The 25,051-nt window shown below is 43.0% G+C and carries 26 protein-coding genes and 1 pseudogene; 14 read left to right on the forward strand and 13 right to left on the reverse strand.

Annotated elements, in window-relative coordinates; genetic code table 11:
* The first annotated feature begins 226 nt into the window (after window positions 1–226).
* The 6 genes from FTT86_RS12365 to FTT86_RS12390 all read left to right on the forward strand — a co-directional run bounded on the left by FTT86_RS12365 (window position 227) and on the right by FTT86_RS12390 (window position 5,069).
* Entirely contained in the window at window positions 227–1,279 is a 1,053-nt protein-coding gene (locus tag FTT86_RS12365) for a porin (RefSeq protein WP_005097084.1), read from the forward strand.
* Window positions 1,280–1,716: 437 nt separating this feature from the next.
* Window positions 1,717–1,908: a cytochrome oxidase putative small subunit CydP gene (gene cydP / locus FTT86_RS12370; protein ID WP_004278707.1), complete on the forward strand. Its 192-nt coding sequence runs from the start codon at window positions 1,717–1,719 to the stop codon at window positions 1,906–1,908.
* Window positions 1,908–3,494, forward strand: a complete 1,587-nt coding sequence (locus FTT86_RS12375; RefSeq protein WP_005097088.1) for a cytochrome ubiquinol oxidase subunit I — start codon at window positions 1,908–1,910, stop codon at window positions 3,492–3,494. The genes cydP and FTT86_RS12375 overlap by 1 nt, the downstream gene beginning before the upstream one ends.
* A complete protein-coding gene (cydB, locus tag FTT86_RS12380; RefSeq protein ID WP_180086882.1) occupies window positions 3,491–4,636 on the forward strand; it encodes a cytochrome d ubiquinol oxidase subunit II in 1,146 nt (381 codons plus the stop codon). Before FTT86_RS12375 ends, cydB begins: the two co-directional genes overlap by 4 nt.
* Window positions 4,637–4,661: 25 nt before the next feature.
* Window positions 4,662–4,763 (forward strand): cytochrome bd-I oxidase subunit CydX, encoded by a 102-nt coding sequence (gene cydX / locus FTT86_RS12385; protein ID WP_004278713.1) that lies wholly within the window; start codon window positions 4,662–4,664, stop codon window positions 4,761–4,763.
* A 3-nt stretch (window positions 4,764–4,766) separates the two neighbouring features.
* Window positions 4,767–5,069 carry a cyd operon YbgE family protein gene (locus FTT86_RS12390; protein WP_004278714.1) on the forward strand — a complete coding sequence of 101 codons (303 nt, stop codon included), beginning with the start codon at window positions 4,767–4,769 and terminating at the stop codon, window positions 5,067–5,069.
* A gap of 152 nt (window positions 5,070–5,221) precedes the next feature.
* On the opposite strand, the gene rodA is transcribed toward FTT86_RS12390, so the two are convergent.
* The 6 genes from rodA to FTT86_RS12420 all read right to left on the reverse strand — a co-directional run bounded on the left by rodA (window position 5,222) and on the right by FTT86_RS12420 (window position 11,435).
* Window positions 5,222–6,361, reverse strand: coding sequence for a rod shape-determining protein RodA (gene rodA, locus FTT86_RS12395; protein WP_004645269.1), 1,140 nt, complete (start codon window positions 6,359–6,361; stop codon window positions 5,222–5,224).
* A gap of 112 nt (window positions 6,362–6,473) precedes the next feature.
* Window positions 6,474–7,187 (reverse strand): 2-C-methyl-D-erythritol 4-phosphate cytidylyltransferase, encoded by a 714-nt coding sequence (gene ispD, locus FTT86_RS12400; protein WP_180181303.1) that lies wholly within the window; start codon window positions 7,185–7,187, stop codon window positions 6,474–6,476.
* Window positions 7,156–7,548: a septum formation initiator family protein gene (locus FTT86_RS12405; protein WP_004645271.1), complete on the reverse strand. Its 393-nt coding sequence runs from the start codon at window positions 7,546–7,548 to the stop codon at window positions 7,156–7,158. Before FTT86_RS12405 ends, ispD begins: the two co-directional genes overlap by 32 nt.
* Before the next feature lie 7 nt (window positions 7,549–7,555).
* Entirely contained in the window at window positions 7,556–8,845 is a 1,290-nt protein-coding gene (gene eno / locus FTT86_RS12410; RefSeq protein WP_004278719.1) for a phosphopyruvate hydratase, read from the reverse strand.
* Between the two features lie 59 nt (window positions 8,846–8,904).
* On the reverse strand, window positions 8,905–9,762 hold the full coding sequence (gene kdsA, locus FTT86_RS12415) for a 3-deoxy-8-phosphooctulonate synthase (protein WP_004278721.1): 858 nt from the start codon (window positions 9,760–9,762) through the stop codon (window positions 8,905–8,907).
* A 32-nt stretch (window positions 9,763–9,794) separates the two neighbouring features.
* Window positions 9,795–11,435, reverse strand: a complete 1,641-nt coding sequence (locus FTT86_RS12420; RefSeq protein ID WP_005100051.1) for a CTP synthase — start codon at window positions 11,433–11,435, stop codon at window positions 9,795–9,797.
* A 225-nt stretch (window positions 11,436–11,660) separates the two neighbouring features.
* Between FTT86_RS12420 and FTT86_RS12425 the strand changes: the two genes are divergently transcribed.
* The gene (locus tag FTT86_RS12425) at window positions 11,661–12,083 is read left to right on the forward strand and encodes a hypothetical protein (RefSeq protein ID WP_370940779.1); all 423 of its coding nucleotides are present in this window, start codon (window positions 11,661–11,663) and stop codon (window positions 12,081–12,083) included.
* Window positions 12,084–12,139: 56 nt separating this feature from the next.
* Here FTT86_RS12425 and FTT86_RS12430 read toward each other — a convergent pair whose 3' ends face one another.
* From FTT86_RS12430 to FTT86_RS12440, 3 genes are all read right to left on the reverse strand, one after another.
* Window positions 12,140–13,252, reverse strand: a complete 1,113-nt coding sequence (locus FTT86_RS12430) for a YheT family hydrolase (RefSeq protein ID WP_005100043.1) — start codon at window positions 13,250–13,252, stop codon at window positions 12,140–12,142.
* A 70-nt stretch (window positions 13,253–13,322) separates the two neighbouring features.
* The gene (locus tag FTT86_RS12435; protein WP_005100041.1) at window positions 13,323–13,733 is read right to left on the reverse strand and encodes a nuclear transport factor 2 family protein; all 411 of its coding nucleotides are present in this window, start codon (window positions 13,731–13,733) and stop codon (window positions 13,323–13,325) included.
* Window positions 13,734–13,884: 151 nt separating this feature from the next.
* Window positions 13,885–15,909: an NADPH-dependent 2,4-dienoyl-CoA reductase gene (locus tag FTT86_RS12440; protein ID WP_005252076.1), complete on the reverse strand. Its 2,025-nt coding sequence runs from the start codon at window positions 15,907–15,909 to the stop codon at window positions 13,885–13,887.
* A gap of 166 nt (window positions 15,910–16,075) precedes the next feature.
* On the opposite strand from FTT86_RS12440, the gene FTT86_RS12445 reads away from it, so the two are divergent.
* From FTT86_RS12445 to FTT86_RS12460, 4 genes are all read left to right on the forward strand, one after another.
* Window positions 16,076–16,624, forward strand: a complete 549-nt coding sequence (locus FTT86_RS12445; protein WP_180181304.1) for a PadR family transcriptional regulator — start codon at window positions 16,076–16,078, stop codon at window positions 16,622–16,624.
* Between the two features lie 14 nt (window positions 16,625–16,638).
* On the forward strand, window positions 16,639–17,571 hold the full coding sequence (locus FTT86_RS12450; RefSeq protein WP_180181305.1) for an alpha/beta fold hydrolase: 933 nt from the start codon (window positions 16,639–16,641) through the stop codon (window positions 17,569–17,571).
* Window positions 17,572–17,590: 19 nt separating this feature from the next.
* Window positions 17,591–18,295 carry a Sir2 family NAD-dependent protein deacetylase gene (locus FTT86_RS12455; RefSeq protein WP_180181306.1) on the forward strand — a complete coding sequence of 235 codons (705 nt, stop codon included), beginning with the start codon at window positions 17,591–17,593 and terminating at the stop codon, window positions 18,293–18,295.
* An 85-nt stretch (window positions 18,296–18,380) separates the two neighbouring features.
* Window positions 18,381–19,280, forward strand: coding sequence for a LysR substrate-binding domain-containing protein (locus tag FTT86_RS12460; protein WP_180181307.1), 900 nt, complete (start codon window positions 18,381–18,383; stop codon window positions 19,278–19,280).
* A 246-nt stretch (window positions 19,281–19,526) separates the two neighbouring features.
* Here the strand turns inward: FTT86_RS12460 and map are convergent, their stop codons facing one another.
* On the reverse strand, window positions 19,527–20,321 hold the full coding sequence (map, locus tag FTT86_RS12465) for a type I methionyl aminopeptidase (RefSeq protein WP_004645281.1): 795 nt from the start codon (window positions 20,319–20,321) through the stop codon (window positions 19,527–19,529).
* A gap of 350 nt (window positions 20,322–20,671) precedes the next feature.
* Here map and brnQ point away from each other — a divergent pair, with 350 nt between their 5' ends.
* On the forward strand, window positions 20,672–21,958 hold the full coding sequence (brnQ, locus tag FTT86_RS12470) for a branched-chain amino acid transport system II carrier protein (RefSeq protein WP_005252094.1): 1,287 nt from the start codon (window positions 20,672–20,674) through the stop codon (window positions 21,956–21,958).
* Window positions 21,959–22,546: 588 nt separating this feature from the next.
* Window positions 22,547–22,765, forward strand: coding sequence for a hypothetical protein (locus FTT86_RS12475; RefSeq protein WP_004645284.1), 219 nt, complete (start codon window positions 22,547–22,549; stop codon window positions 22,763–22,765).
* A 113-nt stretch (window positions 22,766–22,878) separates the two neighbouring features.
* Here FTT86_RS12475 and FTT86_RS12480 read toward each other — a convergent pair whose 3' ends face one another.
* Window positions 22,879–23,337: a hypothetical protein gene (locus FTT86_RS12480; protein WP_180086884.1), complete on the reverse strand. Its 459-nt coding sequence runs from the start codon at window positions 23,335–23,337 to the stop codon at window positions 22,879–22,881.
* Between the two features lie 117 nt (window positions 23,338–23,454).
* On the opposite strand from FTT86_RS12480, the gene FTT86_RS12485 reads away from it, so the two are divergent.
* Window positions 23,455–24,318, forward strand: coding sequence for an alpha/beta fold hydrolase (locus tag FTT86_RS12485; RefSeq protein ID WP_005252098.1), 864 nt, complete (start codon window positions 23,455–23,457; stop codon window positions 24,316–24,318).
* A 199-nt stretch (window positions 24,319–24,517) separates the two neighbouring features.
* Here the strand turns inward: FTT86_RS12485 and FTT86_RS12490 are convergent, their stop codons facing one another.
* Both FTT86_RS12490 and FTT86_RS12495 read right to left on the reverse strand, forming a co-directional pair.
* Window positions 24,518–24,739: a hypothetical protein gene (locus FTT86_RS12490; protein WP_005252099.1), complete on the reverse strand. Its 222-nt coding sequence runs from the start codon at window positions 24,737–24,739 to the stop codon at window positions 24,518–24,520.
* Window positions 24,740–24,892: 153 nt separating this feature from the next.
* Window positions 24,893–25,051: pseudogene (locus tag FTT86_RS12495) on the reverse strand (IS5/IS1182 family transposase); the annotation flags it as partial.

Genomic DNA, 25,051 nt, shown 5'->3' on the forward strand with positions numbered 1-25,051 from the left:
TGCAGCAAACACCGAACTTAGCTGCATTTGTATTAATTCTGTTAATCCCACTCATAATCCTATAAAAAATAAGGCAATGATTCTTTAATATTTCTGAAATATTTCCTTAATCATATTGACTTATTTGTAATGAATACTTGGCACCAATAGAGCAGTAGATGTTTCAAAACAATACTGAAACTTGTTTTTAAGACGATGAATAAAAAAGTCTTTATTGGAGCAACACATGAAAAAAACGTTATCTGCATTAGCAATCGGGGCAACAATTTTAACACCAGTGATGGCAGCCGCGGCTGATGTTAAAGTGTATGGTCGTGCACACGTTTCTTTAGATTATCTGGATGATGGCCAGGATTATAACGAAGTAGGTCTTTCTTCAAATTCTTCACGCTTGGGTTTTAAAGCTGAACAAAAATTAGAAAATGGTATGACCGTATTTGGTCAAATCGAACAGGAAATTAACTTTGCAAGTGGTTCTGCAAACGATGATGTTGAATTTGCAACTCGCGATACTTTTGTTGGTTTAAAAGGTGATTTCGGTCAAGCACGTATCGGCCGTTTTGACAGCCCATTCAAAGTAGCACGTGGCCCGGTCAACTTCTTTGGCGATATGGTCGGTGACGTTCGTAACGTCACGCGTGTAGGCAACCTGCGTTTTGATGAACGTAATGCCAATACCATTGAATATAAATCACCTAAGTTTGGTGGCGGTTTCAACGTATTAGGTGCGATGTCACTACATGAAACAAATAGCCCGGATGCCACTAAAGATGGTGCTAAAGACAAAGATAAAGCTTACGACCTCGCTTTAACCTATAAAGAAGGTAAAGTTGATTTCGCTGCTGCCTATGAACATTATGAAGAAGAAGCTGCCCGTGGCGAACGTGATGGTTTCCGTATTGCAGGTGCTTACAAAATCACACCTGAGTTCAACCTGGGTGGTTTATACCAATTCCTTCAACATGATAATTCTGAAGCAAACCCAGATGCACAAGTATTTGGTGTAGCGGGTGAATATAAATTTGCACCAAAAACCTCATTCCGTGGTGAAGTATTCCACCGCGATGTCGATGCGGATGATGCGAATGCAACTTTACTGGCAATCGGACTTGAACACCGTTTAGATCCAACAGTCCGCATTTATGGCAACATAGCAACTGTATTAAATGATGAAAACTCAAACCTTACCCCTTGGGCACAAGGTCGTACCAATGCTGTAGGTGGCGCACGCGGTGAAGACAGCCTAGGTCTTTCTCTAGGCATGCGTTACGACTTCTAAGTCCAGTCTCCCTCACAAAGCTTAAAAAGAACATGCCTCCAGCATGTTCTTTTTTTGGTGTGTTTTTTATCAATATAAATATGATGTGAAAGTTATGATACTGATATTCAACTCTTATAAAACCAACCAATTTAGTTAGATTAATTTTATTCTTTATTTTAAAACCAAGCATTTTAATCAGATTAAAAAATATTAATCCAACTAAAATAATCTACATTCAAATATATAAATATAAGCATTTTAGTCGGATTTAAAAATCAAAAAAATTACATAAAATAATAAAAAATATTTAGAATAAATTTTAACTTATATAAATATATATATATATTATTTTCAAATATTTATAAATATATATTTATTTAAACTGTATCGTCTATTTATTTTTTAGTTACAATAGATTAATAATATACAACAAGTCATATAACAGGCTTAGTCGAATGAGCTTAGTTCCCAAAAATCTAAACCAGAGAGTGGTTAGAGAAATAACCGCTATTTTAATTATCAAGGTTATTCTACTGATGGTAATTAAAAATATCTGGTTTGATGCGCCTACGATTCCTAAAAATTTTGATAACCAAGTCGCCGAGCGTATCGCCGGCAATCCTTCCCAAATCCAGGAGACACGTTGATGATTTCTGAAAGCGTGGTCGATCTCTCGCGGTTCCAGTTCGCCATGACCGCGATGTATCACTTTATTTTTGTTCCACTGACTTTAGGCTTGGCTTTTTTGCTTGCCATTATGGAAACCACCTATGTGATTTCCGGCAAAGAAATCTATAAAGACATGACCAAGTTCTGGGGAAAACTGTTTGGTATTAACTTTGCCTTAGGGGTAACCACCGGCCTGACCATGGAGTTCCAGTTCGGAACCAACTGGGCGTATTACTCGCATTATGTCGGTGATATTTTCGGTGCACCGCTGGCGATTGAAGGTTTGATGGCCTTCTTCCTTGAATCGACATTTATTGGCTTGTTCTTCTTTGGTTGGGATCGTCTGTCCAAAGTACAACATCTGGCCGTAACCTGGCTGGTGGCTTTGGGTTCAAACATGTCCGCACTCTGGATTCTGGTCGCCAATGGCTGGATGCAAAACCCGGTCGGTTCGGCATTTAACTATGAAACCATGCGTATGGAAATGGTGGACTTTGCTGCATTGATCTTTAACCCGGTCGCTCAGGTTAAATTTGTGCATACAGTATCTGCCGGTTATGTCACAGGTGCCATCTTCGTCCTGGCTATTTCAAGTTACTACATGCTGAAAAAACGTGACTTGCCTTTTGCACGCCGTTCTTTTGCCATTGCAGCCATCTTCGGGCTTGCTTCTACACTTTCAGTGATTTTACTGGGTGATGAATCAGGGTATGAGCTGGGCGATGTACAGAAAACCAAACTGGCAGCGATTGAAGCAGAATGGGATACTCACCCTGCACCTGCGCCATTTACTTTGTTCGGTATCCCGAATAAGGAAACCATGACTACAGATTATGCAGTGAAAATTCCTTATGTAATGGGTCTGATTGCTACACGTTCTACGACTGAACAAGTTACAGGTATTAAGGACCTGCTGGTTCAGCATGAAGCGCGTATCCGTAATGGTATGGTGGCCTATTCGCAACTGGAAAAATTACGTGCTGGTGATCAGTCTCCAGAACTGAAAACCGCTTTTGAAGAAAGCCAAAAAGACCTCGGTTACGGTCTGCTGCTGAAGAAATACACGCCAAATGTCGTTGATGCCTCTGAAGAGCAAATCAAAGCAGCCGCTAAAGATACCATTCCACACGTACCAAGCCTGTTCTGGGCCTTCCGTGCCATGGTGGCTTCCGGCTTCCTGATGCTGCTTCTATTTGCACTGGCAACTTTTGCGGTAGCAAAACGTAATGCAGAAAATAAACCATGGTTATTGAAATTTGCATTATTTGCACTGCCTTTACCTTGGGTTGCTGCGCAAACTGGCTGGTATGTAGCAGAAGTAGGTCGTCAACCATGGACTATTGGTGAGGTATTACCGACGCATCTTTCAGCATCAAGCTTAAGCACAGGTGATGTCTGGGGTTCAATCCTCGCATTGGCAGCATTCTATACCGTGTTACTGATTATCGAGATGTATCTGATGATCAAGTTCTCACGTCTTGGCCCAAGCTCACTGCATACCGGTAAATACCATTTTGAAAAGCTTGCAGCTGCAGAGAAGGCAAATGAGGAGACTCACGCATGATCGAATATGAATTATTAAAAATCATTTGGTGGGTGCTGGTCGGCGTATTGCTGATTGGCTTTGCCCTCACCGATGGCTTCGATATGGGCTCCATGGCGATCATGCCATTTGTGGGCAAAAATGATAGCGAGCGCCGTGCAGCGATCAATACCATTGCCCCGCATTGGGACGGTAACCAAGTCTGGTTTATTACTGCCGGCGGTGCTTTGTTCGCTGCCTGGCCAATGGTCTATGCAACCGCCTTCTCTGGCATGTACTGGGCACTGTTGCTGGTACTGTTTGCCCTGTTCCTGCGTCCGGTCGGTTTTGACTATCGCTCAAAACTGGAAAATACCAAATGGCGCAATTCATGGGACTGGGGTCTAGCGATTGGTGGTGCAGTTCCTGCATTGGTCTTCGGTGTGGCATTCGGCAACATGTTCTTGGGTGTACCATTTACTTTAGATGAAACTGTACGTTCTACTTATACTGGTAGCTTCTTTGCCCTGCTGAATCCGTTTGCGATTGTCTGTGGTCTGGTCAGTTTATCGATGCTGTGTGCACATGGTGGTGCATGGTTAATGCTGCGTACTGATGGTGACCTACGCCAACGTTCTGCCAAAGCAACACAAATCATGGGACTAGTGTATTTAGCAACTTTCCTGGCAGCCGGTGCATGGTTGTATTTTGGTGGCATTCAGGGCTATACCTTAGTTACACCTTTTGATACCAATGGTGTTGCCAATCCGCTTGCAAAAGAAGTATTGACCAATGCTAATCCAGGCTGGATGAACAACTATTCGACTTATCCAATCACGATGGCAGCGCCTATTGCCGGCATTTTTGGTGGCTTGATCATTGTCTTGGCAGCAGGTAAAAACAAAGCAGGCCTGAGCTTCCTGGGTTCATCTCTGGCTGTCATCGGTGCAATTCTAACTGCTGGTTTTGCCCTATTCCCTTTCCTGATGCCTTCAAGCATTAACCCGGTTGCAAGTCTGACCATGTGGGATGCGGTATCTAGTAAAAATACTTTAACGGTCATGACCGTTGCTGCCTGTATCTTTGTTCCACTGATCCTGATCTATACCACTTGGTGTTATTACAAGATGTGGGGCGTGATTACCAACAAACACATTGAAGATAATTCACATAGCCTGTACTAAGGCTATGTCTTAAGGAGAGACAACTATGTGGTATTTTGCCTGGATTCTGGGTGTACTGATGGCATGTTTTGCCAGTGTGATTGCTGCCATTTACATGGAACAACACCAAGACCTGGATGAGGAATAAAACATGACAGAAGCTGCGCTTGAGAAAACCGTTGTAGACAAGAAACCAAACAAATTTGCGATGATGATTTCCTGCCTCCTGGCTTTTCCTCTCGCAGCAGTTTTATTGGTTCATCCTTCTGCAATGCTGGATGCCAACGGTGAATATAGCCATAGTGCCATGATGTATATCATGATTGGTATTTCTGGAGGCTTTGTCCATGGTGTTGGCTTTATGCCGCGCCACTGGTTCTGGAAATGGTTGTTTAGCCCTTTCCTAGCATGGCCTTTAATGATCTGGGGTTATTACACCTGGTTTCTCAGTTAAAGTATGAAATTAAAAAGCCCTCATTTGAGGGCTTTTTAATTTCATACGAATTCTAAAATATTCTTCTTTTTTCTTCTGGCCAAAACAGGATTTTTAAAACAACTTATTTTAAGTATATAAAAAGCCGGAACCAGTCCGACTTTTAGAATGACTTATCGATGAGTATGAATCGACATCACAATGCCCATCCCGGCCAGCATGGAAATCACTGCCGTTCCACCATAACTCATGAGCGGTAATGGATCTCCAGTTACAGGTAAAATCCCGCTCACCATGCCTGAGTTTAAAAATACAAAGAAGAAGAAAGTCAGTCCCATGGCTCCAGCATATAAACGGCCAAAGTTATGAAAGCTGTTTAAACCAATCATCAGACAGCGAATAATAATGGCAGTGAATAAACTAAACAGCAGGAAAACGCCGATAAAACCGAATTCTTCGGCATAAGTCGACATAATAAAGTCAGTATGATGTTCAGGCAGATAACCTAAATGTGATTGGGTACCTTCGGTATAGCCTTTGCCCGTGGAACCACCTGAACCAATCGCAATTTTGGACTGGATGATATTCCAGCCTGCACCCAAGGCATCCGATTCCGGATCAAATAACGTGGTAATACGTTTTTTTTGATACTCTTGTAGCACGAACATCCATGCAGCCGGAGCTGCCACAGCTACCGCCGCTGCTGCACCACCAATCAGACGCCACGACATCCCACTTAAAAATAGAACAAAAATACCAGGAATTACCAAGCCAATGTTCAAGTCAGGCTGAAGTGCCACCAAAACAAATGGTACGCCCAATAGAATCAAAGCCCCGACAATATGCAAAAATTTGGGAGGAAATGGCTTACGTGCAAAATACCATGCCATCATCAAAGGCATGGCAAATTTCATCACCTCACTCGGTTGCATGCTTCCCACCCCTGGCAAGGTAATCCAGCGGGTTGCACCCAAACGTTTTTCACCAATTACAAAGACCAGAAGCAGCATGAAGATCCCGAAGGCATACAGGTATGGACTAATCGCCTGATAGACTTTCGGTGGAATCTGCGCACAGATAAACAGCAGCACAAAACCAATTCCAAAACTGATCGCCTGACGCACCACCATGCCAGAGTCTTCGGATGTCGCGCTATACACCACCATTAAACCCAGGATTGCATTGAGAACTAGAAAGCACAATAACCAGGGATCAAGGTGCAACTTGGTCCATCGAGATGAATCTTGCGGGTTAATACTACGTCCATCACGCAAAGAGTGACGTAAAAACCGATACTGCTGTGAAGGTATCATTGGCCAAAAGGTGAAAAAGAATGATGGCAAAATTATAAGTGAAAGCTATAGCGAATAGATCGCTATAGCCAGATTTATTCTGCTTTTATTTAAATATTATTTGAATATATTTTTAAGCCTGAGCCTGTAAAATCAGCTTGGCCAGTTCCAGATCGTCCGGATAGGTAATTTTAATATTATCGGAACGCCCTTGTACTACACTCACCTGTTCGCCGATATGTTCCAGCGCACTGGCTTCATCAGTAATCGTAGCACCATCTTGCAAAGCCCGCTCAATCGCCCGTTTCAACACACCTAGCTTGGCCATTTGTGGTGTTTGTGCCTGCCAGAGCATCGAGCGATCCACTGTTTCCTCGATATCAAAATTGGTTACTACACGCTTAAGTGTATCTCGCACCGGGATGGCCAGAATCGCAGCCTGATCATTTGTAATCGCCGTATTGACCAGTTGTTGCAGACAATCCAGACTGACACAGGGACGCGCCGCATCATGTACCAGCACCCAATCATTTTCAGAAGCGATTTGAGATAAATAGTTCAGTGCATTTAACACGGAATTCACCCGCTCGGCACCACCCAAACAAAAATGGGCTTTCTCCAGACTGGAAAATGGCAATGTTTTTGCCACGTTGTCCTGTGCACCAATCGCCAGGACATAACCCATCAAAGGCAGTTGATTCAGACGAGCCACCGTATGTTCAAGAACAGTTCGCTCTTGAATCATCTGATATTGTTTCAGTTCTGTTTTAGAGAAACGGCTACCGGAACCTGCAGCTGGAAGAATGACCCAAAGTTTAAGGTGTGGTTGGTGCTTCAGCTGACTCATTGGTTCGCAGGTCTACTTTAGAATTAGGATTAAGATAGATCGGTTTATATTGAGTACTGATCGTGCTCATTTGAATAAAAGTTTCGCGTGGCTTAATCAGACCAAGATCTAAACGCGCATGTTCTTCGATGGCTTCAATACCATTCTTCAAATCATAAACTTCTGCTGCCAGAACGCGATTACGCTCTTTTAGCTCATCATTCAATTCCATTTGTTGTTGGATTTTCTGGGTCAGTTGCTGATGATCATGATAACCACCTTCACCAAACCAGTATAAATATTGAAACCCTGCGATCAAAATGATCGCAAGGCCCAACAGTACTTTACTCGCAGTCGAGTCGAATACATTTAACATTGACATAAGTCGCTTAGTTCAAACCTTTGAACTCAGCTTTACCGCGATATGCAGCATTAGTCAATTCTTCAATACGAAGTAATTGATTATATTTCGCTACACGGTCAGAACGGCAAAGTGAACCCGTCTTGATTTGACCCGCTGCTGTACCTACTGCAAGATCAGCAATCGTTGAATCTTCAGTTTCGCCTGAACGGTGTGAAATTACCGTAGAGTAACCATTTTCTTTCGCAAGGTAGATGGCATCTAAAGTTTCAGTCAAGGTACCGATCTGGTTGTATTTAATCAGAATAGAGTTACCCACTTTTTCGTTGATACCACGCTGCAGGATTTTCGGATTCGTTACGAACAAGTCATCACCTACCAACTGGATCTTGTCACCAAGAATTGAAGTCAGGTAAGACCAGCCTTCCCAGTCAGATTCGTCCAGACCATCTTCAATCGAGATAATTGGGTACTGGTTTACAAGACCTGCCAAATAGTCAGAGAACTGGTTGCTTGTGAACGCTTTGTTGCCTTCGCCAGCAAGAATGTACTGACCATTTTTGTAGAATTCTGAAGATGCACAGTCAAGCGCAAGCATGATGTCAGAACCTGCTTTGTAGCCAGTTTGACCAATTGCTTCAAGAATAACTGTGATTGCTTCTTCGTTTGAACGTAAGTTCGGCGCAAAACCACCTTCATCACCTACCGCAGTGTTTAAACCTTTTTTGTTTAAAACTGATTTAAGTGAATGGAAGATTTCAGCACCGGCACGTAGCGCTTCAGAGAATGAAGTGAAGCCTACTGGCTCAATCATAAATTCTTGAATATCGACGTTGTTGTCTGCATGTGAACCACCATTGATGATGTTCATCATTGGTACAGGCATAGTTAGAATCGTTTGACCGCGAAGATCTGCGATGTATTGGAAAAGAGGAATTTTCTTTTCTTCAGCAGCAGCGCGAGCAGCAGCCAAAGACACTGCCAAAGTTGCGTTTGCACCTAGTTTTTCTTTGTTTTCAGTACCGTCAAGCGCGATCATCGTGTTATCGATGTCTTTTTGTTCGAATACTGATTTACCGACCAAAGCGTCACGGATTAACGTATTTACGTTATTTACCGCAGTTTTAACGCCTTTACCTAAGTAACGCGCTTTATCGCCATCACGAAGTTCTAAAGCTTCACGAGAACCAGTTGAAGCACCAGATGGTGCACATGCACGGCCAACTACGCCAGATGCTAAGATTACGTCTGCTTCGATGGTAGGGTTACCACGAGAGTCCAAAATTTCACGTGCACGAATGTCAACGATTTGGCTCATGAACTATTCCTCAGTTGATTAATATGAGCTGCCTATACGGCAGCGCAAGAGTGATAAACTCAGTGTGTATCTAACTTTTCGAAACCTTTGACCAAGGTATCCAATTCTTTTAGCTGTGCCAGGAAAGGCTCAAGCTGAGACATGCGCAGCGCACATGGACCATCACACTTGGCTTTTTCCGGATCTGGGTGTGCCTCTAAGAACAAACCAGCAAGACCCGTTGCCATACCCGCACGCGCAAGCGTTGTAATTTGCGCACGACGACCACCGGCAGAATCTGCACGGCCGCCTGGGGTTTGTAAGGCATGGGTCACATCAAAGAATACCGGGACATTCATTTCTTTCATGATGTCGAAGCCCAGCATGTCTACAACCAGATTGTTATAGCCAAATGCCGAACCGCGTTCACAAATGATCAGTTTGTCATTTCCAGCTTCCAGACACTTATGCAGAATATGGCGCATTTCGTGTGGAGCCAGGAACTGGGCTTTTTTGATATTGATGATGGCATCCGTTTTTGCCATGGCTTCCACAAGATCCGTCTGACGGCTTAAGAAAGCTGGCAATTGAATAATGTCTGCCACTTCTGCAACAGGAGCCGCTTGATACGGCTCATGCACATCGGTGATGATCGGCACATTAAAGTGTTTTTTAATGTCAGCTAACCACTCGAGACCTTTTTCCAGGCCTGGGCCACGGAAAGAGTTCAGGCTTGAACGGTTGGCTTTATCAAAGCTGGCTTTGAACACATAAGGAATGCCCAAACGTGTACAGATATCGACATAAGTCTCTGCGATTTCAAAAGCCAGGTCTTTAGATTCAAGTACATTCATTCCGCCGAATAATACAAATGGCAAATGATTTGCCATTTGTATATCGCCCAAACGTACAATTTCTTGTGGTTTTAATTGCGACATTTAAACTTCCCTAGTTGTGTCCTACGCACCGATTATTTGGTTTTTTGGTACTGCTTTTTCGCAGCATCAATGAAACCGGCAAACAATGGGTGACCATCGCGTGGCGAGCTGGTAAATTCCGGGTGGAATTGTACTGCAATAAACCAAGGATGTGCAGGAATTTCAACAGTTTCTACCAAATGCTGTACCGGAGAATAACCAGAAATCTTCATGCCTTTTTCTTCCAGCACTGGGATATAACGGTTGTTCATCTCGTAACGGTGACGATGGCGCTCGATGATTTCTTCAGAACCATAAACTTCTGCAGTTTTAGTCCCTGCAACCAGTTCAGATTTTTGCGCGCCAAGACGCATCGTACCACCCAGATCAGAATCAGCAGAACGTTGCTGAACTTCACCACGCTCATCTAACCATTCAGTAATTAAACCAATCAATGGAGATTTCGTTGAACGGTTAAATTCAGTCGAAGTCGCATCTGCAATACCAGCAACATTACGTGCGTATTCGATCACAGCCAACTGCATACCCAAGCAAATACCGAGGAACGGCACACCGTTCTCACGTGCGAACTGAATCGCCTTCATTTTGCCTTCAGTACCGCGCTCACCAAAACCGCCAGGAACCAGAATCGCATCAGCATCTTTCAATACTTCTGCTACATCTTGGCTTTCAAGCTCTTCAGCGTTTACGTAGTCAATCTGAACTTTCACACGGTTTTGAATACCCGCATGTAGAAGTGCTTCGTTGACAGATTTGTAAGCATCTGGAAGTTCAACGTATTTACCAACCATTGCAACACGTACGGTGTATTCAGGATTCAGCAGTGCTTCTACAACGTTATCCCAATCTGTTAAGTCAGCTTCAGGAAGATCGTTATAACCAAAACGTTCACAAATTAAATCGTCAACATTTTGTTCGTAGAATGTACGTGGAATCTGGTAGATCGAACGTGCGTCTTTACATACCACAACGGCACGTGCTTCAACGTTGGTAAATAATGCAATCTTACGCGTCGTATCTGCATCTACATCGTATTCTGTACGGCAGATGAGAATGTCTGGCTGAATACCAATCGACAGGAGTTCTTTAACAGAGTGCTGTGTTGGTTTGGTTTTTAATTCTGCTGCAGACTTAATGTATGGGAGTAACGTTAAGTGCATTAACATGGTACGTTTATGACCAAGTTCAACCATTAACTGACGTACAGATTCCATGAATGGGAGAGATTCAATGTCACCTACAGTACCGCCGATCTCTACGATCGCAACGTCATAACCTTCGCCTGCACGAAGTACACGCTCTTTGATATTGTCAGTAATGTGTGGAATAACTTGCACAGTACCACCCAGGTAGTCACCACGGCGTTCTTTGTTCAGAACATCCTGGTAAACACGGCCTGATGTGAAATTATTCAGTTTGGTCATTTTCGCACGACGCAAGAAACGTTCGTAGTAACCCAAGTCTAAGTCTGTTTCAGCACCATCTTCTGTAACAAAAACTTCACCATGCTGGAATGGGCTCATTGTCCCTGGATCGACATTAATGTATGGATCCATTTTTACCATGGTCACTTTTAAACCACGAGCTTCTAAAAGTGCAGCAACAGAAGCAGCTGAAATACCTTTACCTAGTGATGAAACTACACCACCAGTAACGAAAATAAAATGGGTCATTGGGTTTCTCGTACAATCGAGCCTAAATCGGCCTGCAATGTTGCGCAATTTTACTTTACCTTGTACCTAGAAAGCAAAGTCAATCCGCATCAATTCAAAGAACAATAAACAATTGACTATTCTAACAGCAATTCCTATAAAAAATTACAGTAAGTTCATATGATTTCTATCTTGCATTTTGCTGCTATAATAGTGTATCCACTCCACACTTTTATGTTTGATGCAATGATGATGAAGAAACTTTTAATCTCCACCCTAATCCTGACTGGCCTGACATTAACTGCGTGTGTAAAAAAAGAAGCACCAAAAGAAGAAGAGCAAGTAGAAGTTACTCCAGCATCTGAAATCTCGACTCCAGAACCAACGCAATTTGAACCGCTTGAACCTGTAGAGCCAGCGGCAATTGAAGAGGAAGTAGCGCCAACGGTTGAAATTCAACGTGAGCAAACTGAAAACACCACGACTGAAATCCGTCGTGAAATCAAAAAACCAGAAACTACTGAGCCGGCACCAGTGCCTGAAACCCGCGAAGAACCTGCGTCAAAGCCTGCTGCGACCACACCTAAAACCAATTCAAATCCAGAAAACAAGTCTGAGGATGATGCGGTTGCTGACGCAATTGCCGCAGCGATGCCAGCACTTGACTAATTACAGTATCATTCATCAAAAAACCCAGCAGATGCTGGGTTTTTTATTGGAACTTTTTAAGCGGATACTGTTGCCGGTGCACGAGATAAGTGAATCAAATAGTCTGCCATTAGTCGGGTAGCCCAAGATTCGGTTTGCATCAAGCCCTGATAAAAGCCGCAATGACTGCCTTTTTTGGTGGTAATCACCATAATATTAGACATCGCCCGAATTTTTTCTTTATAAGGTTCTAAATTTCGGATGTGACAAACCGGATCATCCTCCGCATTTAAAATCATCAGTGGGATTTTGACACTTTCAAACACATAAATCGGATTGGTTGCCTGAGTATAACTGGCATAATCCGCAAATCCGGCCAGTTCAAAATAGAGTTTTTCAAATTCGGACAGATCTTTAACTTCTAATAACTGTTTCCAGCTTGGGCAGACCTGCCAGGTTTCTTGATAAGGATGAATAAAGCGCTTAATCAGTTTTTTGGCCATGACTTTACTGTAAAACGGATGCACATTGGCAAAACCGGTTTCAGTGTTATAGCCAGGGCATAAGGCAAAAGCCGCTTTGAGTGGGGTTTGTTCACCTTCTTCGCCCAGATAACGCACTAACAATCCCGTACCCGCAGAAGATCCAACCCCATAGAGATCGGACTGAGGAAATCTGTCCTGTATATACAAGAGCTGCTCACGCAAATCCTGAGTTGAACCAAACAGGTTCATTTTAGGCACAGGCATGGGTAAGTCTGCATGACCACGGCGTAAACACAATGCCACACGCCAACCGGTATGTTTATGCAGATCACGAACCAGTTCACGCATCGATTCAGGAGAACCGGTTATCGTATGCAATAAAACAATGGTAGGGGTATTTGCAGGAAGATCCAGTCCATACCAGGCAATACCGGTAATTCCGCCATCTGACATTTTCAGCTGTTCAAGCGCGTCATATTTCAGCTTAATGGTACGTTTTTTAATTAAATCGAAATATAGAATATGTGCGTGTGCATTGGCTAACCACGGCGTAGGGCGATATTTTTGTTGCAGCTGCGGTAAGCGTTCAATGAGTCCCGAAAATACACCATTCGGATTGTAATACAGGGTCGGCTCGTCTGCTCCGCTGAAACGATCCAGATATTCACTGGAAAGCTGACCCAATTTTTTAAGCAACATTTTCATCTGTCATCCCCCTCTAGTTGTACTAGCTGTGATTTACAAATTTCATGCCGACTTGAATCAATAGTTCGAATTAAGTTTTAGCTTGGAATGATTGCATCCGCTGGCCCATCTGTACAGCCAAGGCCTCAAGTCCGGACTTAGGTCGAATCATGACTTCAAAATCAATCATCTGACCCTCTTCATTAAACTGAATCATGTCAACTCCCTTTAGTTTTTTATCGCCCACATTGGCAGAAAACTCAAGTACGACATTGTTACCATCTTCACTTATAAATTCACGGTGATAAGTGAAGTTTTCAAAGACTTGAATGACATTGGTCAAAATAAAAAATACCAACTGTTTTCCAGGATAAGGCTGAAAAGCCACAGGCGAACGAAATACCACTTCTTCAGCAAGCAGCTCATTCAAGATCGACATATCACGGCTTTCTAGCATCTCATGCCAGCGTGCAATGGATTTTTTGGTATTTTCGATGGTCATTTTGAATTCCTTTTTTGTTTTAGTATTAAAATACTCATCCCTTTTTAAAGGTGAGAAGTACTGCTTCGTAAGGGGGATTCTTTCTTACAAATCCTCTCCCTAACCCTCTCCTTTAATAAAGGAGAGGGAAAAAAAGCAAGTTTTAATATTTTCAGATCACCGCTGCCAATTCAGCACCCTGACGGATTGCACGCTTGGCATCCAATTCACCCGCTTCTTTCGCTCCACCAATCAGATGCACATTTTTCCCGGCTGCTTTTAGCTCATCAAACATGGCGGTATAAGATTCCTGACCGGCACAAATGATCACGTGATCGACTTCTAGTACCGCAGGTTTGTCATTTACGATTATATGTAAGCCCTGATCATCAATTTTTTCATAATTGGCGCCCGCAATCATTTTTACATCACGGTGTTTTAAACCAGTACGATGAATCCAGCCTGTGGTTTTACCCAAACTTGCGCCGACTGAAGCGGCTTTACGTTGCAATAAATAAATTTCACGTTGCGGTTTTTCTACATTTGCAGCTTTTAAGCCACCGACATTTTCATAGTCAGTATCAATACCCCATTCATCATAGAATTTTTCCGGATTGATACTGCCACTTTCTCCTTCATGACTCAGGAATTCGGCTGTATCAAAGCCAATACCACCTGCACCAATAATGGCAACTCGCTGACCCACTGGCTTACGTTCTTTCAAAACGTCCAGATAAGACAATACTTTTGCATGATCAATGCCTGGAATCTCAAGCTGACGCGGTGTCACGCCTGTTGCCACCACAATGTCATCAAAGTTTGACTGAGCCAGCTCTTCCAGACTCGCCTTATGATTCAGTTGCAATTTGATACGTGGCTGTAATTCAATCTGGCGTTTGAAATAACGCAAGGTTTCATAAAACTCTTCCTTGCCTGGAATAGTCTTGGCAATATTAAACTGTCCACCAATCTGAGCAGCGGCTTCAAATACCGTCACCTGATGACCACGATTTGCAGCATACACAGCAAAGCTTAAACCTGCAGGACCCGCACCAATCACGGCAATATTTTTTGCTACATTGGTTTCTTTAAAAATGAGCTCTGTTTCATAGCAGGCACGTGGATTGACCAGACAGGTGGCAATTTTCATTGAGAAAATATGATCCAGACAGGCCTGATTACAACCGATACAGGTATTGATCTCATCGCTACGACCCTGCTCCGCTTTCAGGACAAACTCAGAGTCTGCCAGCATCGGACGGGCCATAGAAATCATATCAGCATCACCAGACGCCAATACATACTCAGCCATTTCCGGAGTATTAATACGGTTTGAAGTGATTAAAGGGATCTTCACCTGACCTTTCAGCTTACGGGTGACCCAAGTGAAGGCTGCACGAGGCACTTTGGTGGCAATGGTCGGAATACGCGCTTCATGCCAGCCAATGCCGGTATTGATAATGGTCGCACCGGCTTTTTCAATTTCTTTGGCTAACTGGATGACTTCTTCCAGAGTTGAACCGCCTTCGACCAGATCCAGCATAGACAAGCGATAAATAATGATAAAGTTCTCACCGACCATTTCACGGGTACGGCGTACGATTTCAATCGGGAAACGGATACGGTTTGCATAGCTTCCGCCCCACTCATCATCACGATGGTTGGTACGTGCTGCAATAAACTCGTTAATCAGATAGCCTTCCGAGCCCATGATTTCTACACCGTCATAACCGGCATATTGAGCCAGCTTGGCACAATTGGCAAAATCATCAATGGTTTGCTGCACTTCAGCCGAAGTTAAAGCATGCGGTTTGACTGGATTGATCGGTGCCTGAATTGGGGATGGCGCGACATTTTCAGCCTGATAAGAATAACGCCCGGTATGCAGAATCTGCATGGCAATTTTCCCGCCCGCCTCATGTACGGCCTGAGTAATCACTTTATGCTTTTCAGCTTCTTCAAGAGTGTCAAGTTTGGAACCACCATGAAACGTTACGCCATGATCATTTGGAGAAATCCCGCCGGTGACGATTAAAGCGACTCCACCTTTGGCACGCTCTGCATAGAAAGCTGCCATCCGATCATATCCGCCGGGTGCTTCTTCCAGACCAACGTGCATGGAACCCATTAACACGCGGTTTTTAAGCGTGGTAAAACCCAAGTTCAAGGGGGCAAGTAAATTCGGATATTTAGACATTTCAACTCCTGAGCGTGCGTTTAGGCTGGCTATTGTTTTAGCAACTGGCAGTTTGATCCCTCAACCCATCCAGTTTAATGCAATTTGTTGCACTAATTTATATGCCAGAATTGATTTTTATGCAACATGTTGCATAATAATCCCGAGTCACTTTTTTGAGACGTTTATGTCTTTAGCGCATGTTTTATTGACCAGCCTGATTGAAAAACCCAGCACCGGAATCGAACTGGCCCGCCGCTTTGACCGTTCCATGGGCTTCTTCTGGAATGCAACTCATCAGCAGATTTATCGCGAGCTGAATGCCATGCTACAAAAAGGCTGGATTTCCACGCTAGAAGAGGAAGATTCCAATAGCCGCAAAAAGACTTATCAAGTGGAACGTCTGGGCCGGGAAGAACTGGCCAACTGGATGCTGCAACAAAGCCCACCGGCACAACTGCGCGAAGAACTGATGGTGCGTTTACGTGCCGAAGCCCAGCTTGGTGGCAATAACACCTTGGCAGAGCTGGAACGCCATCTAGAACTGCATAAAGAAAAACTGAAAACCTATCAGCAGATTTTTGCCAAAGACTTTGCTCAAGCGGACAAAACTGACCGTACCTTATATATTCATAAAATGATTCTGCAACTGGGAATTGATCAGGAACTGGGTTGGATTTCCTGGCTGGAACAGGTTATTCCGCGACTGCAACAATTTGACGCACAACAATTATAAATACGGAGACACACATGCCCTTTTATTGCATGCCCGATGGTGAACAGCTGTTTGTACGCGAATACGGTCGGGGACAGCCGGTACTGGTACTCTCTGGACTTGGCATGCTGAGCTGGCAATGGAAAGCTTTTCTCTATCCGCATCAGAAAAATTTCCGTTTCATTATTCCAGAATGGCGCGGCTTTGGGGCTTCCAGTCGCTGTAAAATTCCGCCTGATAGGGATGCGATTTCCAGTCACTGGTTGGATATTCAGTCGGTAATTCAACAGCTCAATTTAGATAAATTCATTGTGCTTGCTTACTCTATGGGCGCAACCACAGCAATGCACGGCATACATTATGGCAACTTTTCCAGTCAGATTTCTGCTTATTTACATATCGATCAAACACCTAAAATTCCGGTCGATGATGCTTGGGCTTTTGGACTTTTTGGTCCACGTCATCAGGAATTTATCGACATCCTGCAGCAGCTCTCTGCCCTACTTGCACAATACCAGCAAGTTGAATTGATCCGCGATCTCGACATTTCGGTACGTAAACAAATCGCTGCCCTATGGCTAAAGTTTATTCAGCTACAAAATGAACAAAAATATAGTCTGAAAGCTTTCGCATTTATCCTAAATCAACCTCGCCTGCAAAGCCTGTTATTACCTTCCAGCCGGGTGGATTATATGGCGTGGTATATCAATAATTATTTATATCATCGTGAAGATTACCGCGAGGCTCTAGCTCAGCTTAGCTGTCCGGTGACCTTCTTTAGCGGTGTACAATCCAAGTTGTATCCTTTTGAAGGTCAGCGCCTGATTGCAGAAAGCCTGCCTCATGCCAAACAGATAATTTTCAGCAAGTCTGGCCATACGCCTTTACTGACTGAACCGCTAAAATTTTCCCGAGAACTTGGCATCTTCTTGAAAGAAAATTCGCAATCTAGCGGTTCAGCTACCTAAAGATTCAGGAGACAGAATAATGAAAAAGCTGGTGGTCTTTTCCGGTGCAGGCATGAGCGCCGAAAGTGGCATTAATACTTTTCGTGACAGTGATGGACTTTGGGAACAGCATCGTATAGAAGAAGTCGCCACACCCGAAGCCTGGGCCAAAAACCCACAACTGGTACAACGCTTTTATAATGCCCGCCGTAAAAACATTCTGGAAGCACAGCCAAATGCAGCCCATCAGCTGATCGCCAATCTTGAAGCTAACTTTGATGTGCATGTAATCACTCAAAATATTGATGACTTGCATGAACGTGCCGGCAGCTCCAAGGTGATCCATTTACATGGCAATATTCGTCTGGCCAAAAGCTCAGGCCCCGATGCACAAAGCACGACCGAGTTTTATCCAATTGAAGGTGCTGAATTAGATTTAAATCAACACTTTTGTAAGGCAGGCTATCCGTTACGTCCGCATGTGGTCTGGTTTGGCGAAGCCGTGCCCGCGTATGAAGAAGCCCAAGACTGTGTACAGGATGCCGATATTTTTGTGGTGATTGGCACCAGCCTACAGGTTTATCCGGTCGCCGGGTTAATTCATGATATTCCTGCGTACTGTCAGGCCTATTACATCGACCCGAAAGCCGAACAGCAGTATTTGCCTGCACAGTTTTACAAAATCCCCCAAAACGCGACCGATGGCATGCAAACACTGCTAGGTTTACTGAAATCCGCGAATTAAAATCTTTATGCACTACATTCTCTGATTGACAGTATGCAACAATCAATTTTTAATCAGCTTATCGTTGCAAGAATGGAATTAAACCATGCTGTCTGATCTGGATGACTTTTATTGTTTCGCTCAGGTGGTGGAACATGGCGGCTTTAGTGCAGCCGAACGTGCAACTGATATTCCCAAATCCAAACTTAGCCGCCGGGTGTTTAATCTGGAAGAGCGTCTGGGTGTACGTCTGATTCAGCGCAGTTCGCGTCATTTTGCTGTGACCGATATCGGCATGAATATTTACCGGCATGCCCAAGTCATGCTGAGTGCTGCACAGGCAGCGCATGATCTGGTGGATCATCTGAGTACCGAACCGCGCGGAACCATTAAAGTCAGTTTGCCAGTGTCTATTGCCCAGAATGAACTGGCAAAAATTCTGCCAGATTTTTTAAAGAAATATCCTGAAATTAAAGTCCAGATGATGATCACCAATCGCCGGGTCGATATTATCAATGAAGGCTTTGATCTGGCCTTACGTGTCCGTTCCAGCCTGGATGATGATCCGAATCTGGTGATTCGCCAGTTTGAAAAAATTGAGCAGCACTTATTCGCCAGTCAGGGTTATTTAAACGAATTTGGTGAACTGAAAAACCCTGAGCAACTGGCTGAGCATAAAATCCTGAGTATGGCCGAAGACCATACCGAACAGTTTCTGACCTTACAAAATGAACAGCAGGAACAGAAAAAAATCCGTGTCAGTCCCACAGTTATGGGTTCTGACTTAAATATGCTGGCCCAACTGGCCGCATCAGGCTCAGGCATCACTTTGTTGCCTGATAACGTGGTCGAGCAGTACGTGGCAAGTGGCGAACTGGTTCGGGTGCTTCCTGACTGGAAAGCACCGCATGGTATTTTCCATGTGGTTTATCCTTCACGTCGCGGCTTATTGCCCGCAGTCCGGGTCTTTATTGATTATTTGGTCGCTGAATTAAATCAGCACTAAGTGATATGCTTTTGAGGAAAACTGGACAAAAAAATAGCTCATTCTTGGGGAAAAATGAGCTAGAGAAACTTTCACTACAGCATAGTGAGCGAAAAAAGGAACTATGTATCTGACTCTTAGTTTAATCAGATATACAATCCTAAACCACTGTTTAATGTAGTGTTTTGTATGTTTTCGTCAACAATCACGAGTGAGTTGTAATTTATGTAAGTGGATTATCTAAATAAAGATCATGCAATCAATATTTTAAATCTCCGGATACTCACCTGTGCCTTCAGGCCAAGGCGACAACACTTCAAACCCGGTTTCAGTCACATAGACCATATGTTCCCATTGCGCAGACCAGGATTTATCCGTGGTGACCACAGTCCAGCCATCTTTCAGCTCTTTGACGCGGGCTTTTCCCATATTCACCATCGGCTCAATGGTAAACACCATGCCCGGAACCAGTTTAATGCCCTGACCCGGCTGGCCGTAATGCAGAATGTTTGGCTGCTCATGATAGACTTTGCCGATGCCATGACCACAATATTCGCGCACAATAGAATAACCTTCACGCTGTGCAACCGTTTGAATGGCATAACCAATATCACCTAGAGTCGCGCCCGGCTTCACCGCATGAATCCCGGCCACCATGGCTTCATAGGTGGTATTGACCAGTCGCTTGGCTTCTGGAGAAGGAGTTCCAACATAGTACATCCGGCTTGTATCACCAAAATAACCGTCTTTAATAATGGCAACATCAATATTGATAATATCGCCATCCTGCAGAACGACTTTCGATGATGGAATGCCGTGACAAACCACTTCATTCGGTGAAATACAGGTGGTTTTGGTATAGCCATAATAGCCAATATTAGCTGGCGTCACTTTTAATGTATTTACAATAAAATCATGACAGAGATCATCCAGATATTCAGTCGTGACACCTGGCTTGACATGCTCCCCGATCATCGCTAAAACCTCTGCAGCCAAACGCCCAGATATCCGCAGTTTTTCAACATCTTGCTCAGTTTTAAGACTAATCGCTGGAGCTCGCATATACCTATCCTCACTATGAATCCCTGAATTATAATACCTTTTTTGCGAAATATGTCGAAGTTGTTGAGTTTCAGCACAGCAATTTTCCTTGAAATAGGAATTTTCATTGCTGTTTATTTGTACAAACAATAACTGACACATTTTGATATCAAGTGCAGATATTTTTTGAGCTTATAAGGAAAAATATATTTTTCAGCGAATTATCAAACATATATTTCTACCAAGATTTGAATGACCGGTTATGTGATCCGCAAACTCACTAGAATCAAGGCTTCCAGCCTTAAAATAAACTCCAAAAAATTGGACATATACACTAAAATCGCTTTCTTTTGTTCTATTGATCTCCCTTTATGACAAGTCTGCGTACCCGGGATATTGTCGCCCTAGGTTTTATGACCTTTGCACTATTTATTGGTGCGGGCAACATTATCTTCCCACCGATTGTGGCTCAACAAGCCGGTGAACACGTATGGCTCGCTGCTTTAGGTTTCCTTATTACAGCAGTCGGCTTACCCGTGATTACCATTATTGCGTTGTCTCGCGTTGAAGGCTCCATTCAGGCACTAAGCTCGCCTCTTGGCAAAGTAGCCAGTATTTTGCTGACTGTGATATGTTACTTAGCTGTTGGCCCTTTATTTGCGACACCACGTACCGCAACCGTTTCTTATGAAATCGGTTTTTCATCTTACTTTGGCAATGAATCTGGCAGTCTGCTCATTTACAGCATCATCTATTTTGCTGTGGTGACCATCGTGTCCTTATATCCAAACAAGATCCTGGATACCGTCGGCTATTTCCTGTCGCCACTTAAAATTATTTCTTTGATAATTTTGGGTGTAGCAGCCGTGATGATTCCTGCCAGCAATCCGCCTGCAGCGATCGATAATTACGTTACCAGTCCAGTGACTGAAGGTATCGTGAATGGTTATTTAACCATGGATACTTTGGGCGCTTTAGTTTTCGGTATTGTGATTGTTAAAGCCATTACTTCACGTGGTGTAACCGATAAAAAACTGATTACCAAATATGCGGTCAATGCCGGCATTATTTCTGGTATTGGTTTAACTCTGGTGTATTTAAGTCTGTTTAAACTTGGACTGGGTAGCCATGAGATCGCACCAAATGCAGCCAATGGTGCCATTATCCTGCATGCTTATGTACAACATGCTTTTGGCGATATGGGTGCCTACTTCCTGTCTGGCATGATTTTTATTGCCTGTATGGTCACTGCAATTGGTCTGACCTGTGCCTGCGCCGAGTATTTCTCCAGTTTGACCAAAATCCCGTACAAGATTTTTGTCTTTATTCTGGTCGGCTTCTCACTGGTGATTTCAAACCTGGGTTTAACCAAACTGATTGCTGTTTCGGTTCCAGTCTTGAGCGCTATTTATCCGCCTGCCATTAGCGTCATTATGCTGAGCTTCTGTGCGAGCTTCTTCAAGAAACCATCTCATGTGATTGCGCCAGTGACCCTGGTGGCCTTGATCTTTGGTATTTTTGACGGATTAAAAGTCGCTGGTTTTGAATTGCCTGCATTACTGCAAAACTTACCTCTATCAGAACAGAATCTGGCCTGGTTTATTCCATCCATGATTGTATTGCTGATTACAGCTGTGATTGACCGTATTAGAAACTAAAATTTCTAGGATGTCTGAAAAATCGTATTTTTACCCAAAATCCGGTTTGAGCGTGATCAATAATTGTCAGGTTTTACCCAGACGGGCATTTATTGTTTCTTCATCATGGCATCAAATCACCGCTGTAAATCTGGATACTAAGATTTCCTATAAAATATGATGTATAGAATTGCACTTTAATTATTTTATTTTTTTATATAAATATAAACAGAAATTTTAATTTCCTGATTTTAGATACTTATTGTTGCCAACTTAAACCAAGTCCCCCTCCGAGTCATACGCAAGCTTACAAAGTATTGATTAACACTACATATCTTTGGCGTAGAATTTGCATTTTCTATTTGGTCGCATTAATCAAATGATGACTACATCTTATTTCCAAAATTAACTGGAGGTGAAATCTGAAAATATAATTCTTGCCTAATCAAGTGATTATGTAGTTATACGACTAAAGATGACCATTTTGACTGTAAAAGCCTGCCACAGCAGTTGCAAAGGTCCAAATTAAACAGTACAACTATATATTCAATTCTGACTGATTAAATCTGCTTTAATCTTCAATAACATAAATAAATGGGAGGGATGGAGATGTTATCATTACATTTCAACAAGCAAGTCTTCATTGACGCTCTTAAAGCCAACAACACCAATCTGGTGACATTTATATGCACCACTTTTGCACTCATGCTGACTTTAACCGTCCATTGCTTAATTCAAGGTAATTTAAAACTTGAATACTTCGGCTATGCACTGATTGTCTCAGCTGCGTTTTTCCTATGGGCTGCCATAGACCAGAAATACCGATAAACAAATTTTTAATTAGCCCAGATGGATGATTTGGCCAGTCATCCATCTGGTGAAAAAAGTGTTTTAACTTTCAAGAATTCCAGCATCCTTTCAGAATAACTATAAAAAGAACATTAAAATAATCCGATAAATGCTCCATAGAGCAAGATCCCCGTCCCGCCCAATTCTGCGATAATTAAACCCAGCATGGCTAAAGTCATCAAACTTCCTGGCAAATGAAACTTACCCAGCTGATGCGGTTGTTTAAACTGATTCGTCGTGTCTTGCAGAAAACCATGTAGCATATAAGCGGCAATCGAGAAGCTAAAAAACAGAATATTGACTAGTACGCAAATCAGATTCACCATACTCGGCCACACTGAACAATAGGCTAATACTGCCAGAATTAAAGTTGCGGGTGCATAAAGCAGGCTGCTACGATGGGCAATATCGACATAATAATGTGCGCGTGACTGAGGTGATTGACGGATCTGCCAGTATTTCCAGACGCCGGTAAACATCCCGATCCACAAGAATATTCCACTAAAAATAACGGCTATTTTAACGGCCAGCTCAAGTTCCATTAGCTGCATAAGTTTATTCCATCTCTATTATTTTACTGACTTTTAAGTCATATTTTCCCCAAGCTACCCTGCTAAAAATCTATACAGTAAAGCTTCATCGGGATTATAAAAATCATAGTGTATCGTATGTCTGAATTTGAAACATTGACTCTCCAGTGTCAGGATGGCTATCGCTTAAGTGCACGTTTTTATGCAGCTATTTCTGAAACTGAAAATCTTCCGGTATTAGTCTGTCCAGCCACTGGCATTACCAAACAGTTTTATCATCAATTCTGTGTCTGGTTACAAGCTCAAGGCTATGCGGTCATGGTGTTTGATTTTCGGGGGATTGGTGATTCACTACATGGTCCTTTGAGAAAGTCAAAAGCCAGTATTGTGCAATGGGGTCAACTGGATATTCCGGCCGCGATAGATGCGTTATTAACGCGTACCAATACAGAAAAGGTGACTTTACTTGGACATAGCGCCGGTGGTCAGCTTTTAGGTATCGTACCAAATCATCATAAAGTCGCAAAAGTCGTAGCCGTGTCATGCTCAACCGGACATATCAAAGGACTTAAAGGTAAAACCAGACTGCTTGCGCCGGTCATGTTTAATGTCATTTTCCCACTGGCCCGAATCACTAAAGGTTATGGCCCGACTCAAGCGATTGGTATGGGGGAAAACCTGCCTAAAGATGTGGCACGAGAATGGGCACTGTTTTGTAGTAAACCCGGCTATGTGATGAATGCGATCGGTAAACTTATATCACCTAAAGCAGATTTTCATGCTCAAGTCACCTGCCCGATCACCTCGATCTGGTCATCGGATGATGAAATTGCCACGGAAGCCAACGTGAAAGATTTACTGCGTTTATATCCGAACGCAAAAACTCAGATAATTGAACTTAGACCTAAAAGTTATGCGTATAAAAACATTGGTCATATGCTGATGTTTAAAAAGTCGCATCAGAATTTATGGCCGGTGATTGAACAGCAATTGGCTGTTTAAATCAGATTTAGATGGTTATTTTCAGGCTGCTGTGTTCTAATACACGCAGTTTGAGATGAGCCTCTTACAGTATATGGGCTTGACCTATATACGACTAGCCCCTAACCATGGGGCTTTTTATTGTCTGAATATTTTAAAACGGATATAAAAATGGGCTGACGATAACGCCAACCCATGTCTTTCTTTATCGAATTAAATATTATTTTGTCTCAATGTCATAAACCCAATTTCGTGCCTGTTTGTCTGTGGTCGTTTCACAAACGTAGTAGTCGTGATCCCATGAATCAGGATGGAAGATTTCACGCTTATGATAAGTCACTTGTTTGGCATTTTCGACGCAGACAAAGCTGTCGCCTTGGTCTTTAACTTGGGTTCCGTTAAGGAAACCGCCAATACAGAGGAAGCGGGATTGTTTGGGCATTGCTACAACAACTTTTAAACTATTTTTCAATGCGTGGATTAAACGATTTATTTAGTCCAGTGTAAAGACTATCCCATAAGCAGCAATCTATAATCTAGAATGGCTTTGTTGCACAAAGATTTGAAATGCAAAGCGCCCCTAATTGAGCCAAATTTAAGACGTAACTTGGGTAAGTGGTCGACTTAATTCCGTAAATCTGTTGAGGACTGCTACACGTGCATGAATTTCATTCACTTGGCTATCAAAACTCCTTGCGCTGAGTTTATCTCCTAATAATTTAATGCAGTGCATCTTAGTTTCAACCAACTTCGC

This window comes from Acinetobacter sp. YH01021 (assembly GCF_013420255.1).
GTDB lineage: Bacteria > Pseudomonadota > Gammaproteobacteria > Pseudomonadales > Moraxellaceae > Acinetobacter.

Bases quoted from the DNA above. Each gene is read 5' to 3' on its own strand.
- FTT86_RS12365 (WP_005097084.1), top strand. From the start codon at position 227: ATGAAAAAAACGTTATCTGCATTAGCAATCGGGGCAACAATTTTAACA.
- cydP (WP_004278707.1), top strand. From the start codon at position 1,717: ATGAGCTTAGTTCCCAAAAATCTAAACCAGAGAGTGGTTAGAGAAATA.
- FTT86_RS12375 (WP_005097088.1), top strand. From the start codon at position 1,908: ATGATTTCTGAAAGCGTGGTCGATCTCTCGCGGTTCCAGTTCGCCATG.
- cydB (WP_180086882.1), top strand. From the start codon at position 3,491: ATGATCGAATATGAATTATTAAAAATCATTTGGTGGGTGCTGGTCGGC.
- cydX (WP_004278713.1), top strand. From the start codon at position 4,662: ATGTGGTATTTTGCCTGGATTCTGGGTGTACTGATGGCATGTTTTGCC.
- FTT86_RS12390 (WP_004278714.1), top strand. From the start codon at position 4,767: ATGACAGAAGCTGCGCTTGAGAAAACCGTTGTAGACAAGAAACCAAAC.
- rodA (WP_004645269.1), bottom strand. From the start codon at position 6,361: ATGATACCTTCACAGCAGTATCGGTTTTTACGTCACTCTTTGCGTGAT.
- ispD (WP_180181303.1), bottom strand. From the start codon at position 7,187: ATGAGTCAGCTGAAGCACCAACCACACCTTAAACTTTGGGTCATTCTT.
- FTT86_RS12405 (WP_004645271.1), bottom strand. From the start codon at position 7,548: ATGTCAATGTTAAATGTATTCGACTCGACTGCGAGTAAAGTACTGTTG.
- eno (WP_004278719.1), bottom strand. From the start codon at position 8,845: ATGAGCCAAATCGTTGACATTCGTGCACGTGAAATTTTGGACTCTCGT.
- kdsA (WP_004278721.1), bottom strand. From the start codon at position 9,762: ATGTCGCAATTAAAACCACAAGAAATTGTACGTTTGGGCGATATACAA.
- FTT86_RS12420 (WP_005100051.1), bottom strand. From the start codon at position 11,435: ATGACCCATTTTATTTTCGTTACTGGTGGTGTAGTTTCATCACTAGGT.
- FTT86_RS12425 (WP_370940779.1), top strand. From the start codon at position 11,661: ATGATGATGAAGAAACTTTTAATCTCCACCCTAATCCTGACTGGCCTG.
- FTT86_RS12430 (WP_005100043.1), bottom strand. From the start codon at position 13,252: ATGAAAATGTTGCTTAAAAAATTGGGTCAGCTTTCCAGTGAATATCTG.
- FTT86_RS12435 (WP_005100041.1), bottom strand. From the start codon at position 13,733: ATGACCATCGAAAATACCAAAAAATCCATTGCACGCTGGCATGAGATG.
- FTT86_RS12440 (WP_005252076.1), bottom strand. From the start codon at position 15,909: ATGTCTAAATATCCGAATTTACTTGCCCCCTTGAACTTGGGTTTTACC.
- FTT86_RS12445 (WP_180181304.1), top strand. From the start codon at position 16,076: ATGTCTTTAGCGCATGTTTTATTGACCAGCCTGATTGAAAAACCCAGC.
- FTT86_RS12450 (WP_180181305.1), top strand. From the start codon at position 16,639: ATGCCCTTTTATTGCATGCCCGATGGTGAACAGCTGTTTGTACGCGAA.
- FTT86_RS12455 (WP_180181306.1), top strand. From the start codon at position 17,591: ATGAAAAAGCTGGTGGTCTTTTCCGGTGCAGGCATGAGCGCCGAAAGT.
- FTT86_RS12460 (WP_180181307.1), top strand. From the start codon at position 18,381: ATGCTGTCTGATCTGGATGACTTTTATTGTTTCGCTCAGGTGGTGGAA.
- map (WP_004645281.1), bottom strand. From the start codon at position 20,321: ATGCGAGCTCCAGCGATTAGTCTTAAAACTGAGCAAGATGTTGAAAAA.
- brnQ (WP_005252094.1), top strand. From the start codon at position 20,672: ATGACAAGTCTGCGTACCCGGGATATTGTCGCCCTAGGTTTTATGACC.
- FTT86_RS12475 (WP_004645284.1), top strand. From the start codon at position 22,547: ATGTTATCATTACATTTCAACAAGCAAGTCTTCATTGACGCTCTTAAA.
- FTT86_RS12480 (WP_180086884.1), bottom strand. From the start codon at position 23,337: ATGCAGCTAATGGAACTTGAGCTGGCCGTTAAAATAGCCGTTATTTTT.
- FTT86_RS12485 (WP_005252098.1), top strand. From the start codon at position 23,455: ATGTCTGAATTTGAAACATTGACTCTCCAGTGTCAGGATGGCTATCGC.
- FTT86_RS12490 (WP_005252099.1), bottom strand. From the start codon at position 24,739: ATGCCCAAACAATCCCGCTTCCTCTGTATTGGCGGTTTCCTTAACGGA.